The sequence below is a fragment of the Rhodococcus sp. NPDC058505 genome (assembly GCF_042720095.1).
In the GTDB taxonomy this organism is placed as follows: domain Bacteria; phylum Actinomycetota; class Actinomycetes; order Mycobacteriales; family Mycobacteriaceae; genus Rhodococcus_G.
Genome location: NZ_JBHXNB010000057.1, coordinates 1 through 1,697, shown reverse-complemented (window position 1 = coordinate 1,697; position 1,697 = coordinate 1). Strand labels below are relative to the sequence as shown.

Genomic DNA, 1,697 nt, shown 5'->3' with positions numbered 1-1,697 from the left:
TGAACGGAAGCGTTCAGTCGATCAGACCTGAATCCACCGATGGAGATCGGCGGTACAACGTGTCATAGAAGGGCAGGTGCCCTCTGCGCTGGGATGATCGTTCTTGCGAAGGAATGATCGTCTCGTCGTAAGGGGGCACCTGCCGGATGCGATCGTCTCACAGTGCCGGCCGGGTGTCGGCGGCCTTCGACGACACCAATCTCGTGTCGCATGGCGGCCTGGTTCCGCTGATGCGGTTGGCCGAACGGGTCGGGTTGACCGATCTCGGCGACACGCTCACCCTGGGCGGGTCGACCGGTTCGAACGCCGGCGCGAAGATCACCTCGATCGTGGCGGGGATGGCCGCGGGCGCGGACTCGATCGACGACCTCGACGTGCTCCGGCACGGCGGGCTACCGCGGTTGTTCACCGGGATCCGTGCGCCGTCGACACTCGGGTCGTTCCTGCGTCACTTCGGTATCGGGCACGTCGGGCAACTCGAGAAGCTGGCCCGGGTGCTGCTCGGCCGGCTGCGCGAGAGCACCGGCCTTCTGCCCGATGCCGCGGACCTGGCGTTCCTGGACGTCGACTCGAAGATCACGCAGGTCTACGGCCGCCGCAAGGAGGGCGCGAAGTTCGGCTACACCAGGGTCCGGGGTCTGGACTTTCTGGCCGCGACGGTCTCGACCCCGGCAGGGGCTCCGGTGATCACCGGGACCCGGTTGCGTAGCGGCAACGCCGGCAGCCGCCGGGCGGCGACGTCGTTCGTGAAGGCGAACATCGCCGCCGCCCGAACCTCCTGCGGAGCAAGCGGTGATCTGCTCGTGCGCCTCGATTCCGGGTTCTATGTCGCTGCGGTGTTGAACGCGATCGTCGACGCCGGTGCCTGGTTCTCGGTCACCGCCCAGCAACGCGGCCCGGTCCGGCGGGCGATCGCTTCGATCGACGAACACGAATGGGTGCCGATCGACCACGGAAAACCCCTCCGTGACAGCGAAACCGGGGAACTGTTGACCGGAGCCGAGGTCGCCGAGACACCGTTGACGGTGTTCACCAACCCCACCGAGCACCGAGGTCTCACCCTGACCGCACGGTTGATCGTGCGCCGCACCCCGATCCCCGCCGACGCTCAGGACACCCTGTTCACCGCGTGGCGTTACCAGGCGATCTTCACCAACAGTCCCTTCGATCCGGTCACCGTCGAGACCCGCCACCGCGGGCGGGCGGGAGCGATCGAGCAGGTCTTCGCGGATCTCAACGGTTCCGCGCTCGCGCACCTGCCGTCGGGTCGGTTCGCCGCGAACGCCGCCTGGCTCTCGCTCGCCGCGATCACCCACAACCTGCTGCGCGCGGCCGGCGCCCTCACCGGACCGTTCTACGCCAAGGCCCGCACCGCGACGATCAGGCGGCGCCTGATCGGCGTGGCCGCCCGCATCGCCCGTTCCGGACGCAGGACCGCGCTGCACCTGCCCGCTCACTGGCCGTGGGCCGACCCCTTCACCGCCTTGTTCACCGCCGCCCACGCCCCGCCAGCGCACTGACCTCTTCTATCAGCAACGCCGCCCGAGGCCCGACCCGGAATCCGAACGTGGACGCACCTGGATCACGCCAGTCGATGAGGTGTGCCCGCAGTGCGGTGACGGTCGACAATCGCAACCCCGCACCGACCCGTGAGCCGCACCGGTGGATTCAGGTCAGATCGAATGAATGTGCCGTTC

The 1,697-nt window shown here is 68.2% G+C and carries 1 protein-coding gene; it reads left to right on the top strand.

Translation table 11 applies throughout. The features are described 5' to 3' along the window. Positions 1-146: 146 nt before the first annotated feature. Entirely contained in the window at positions 147-1,520 is a 1,374-nt protein-coding gene (locus tag ACFWPA_RS19630; protein WP_378509451.1) for an IS1380 family transposase, read from the top strand. Positions 1,521-1,697 lie beyond the last annotated feature (177 nt).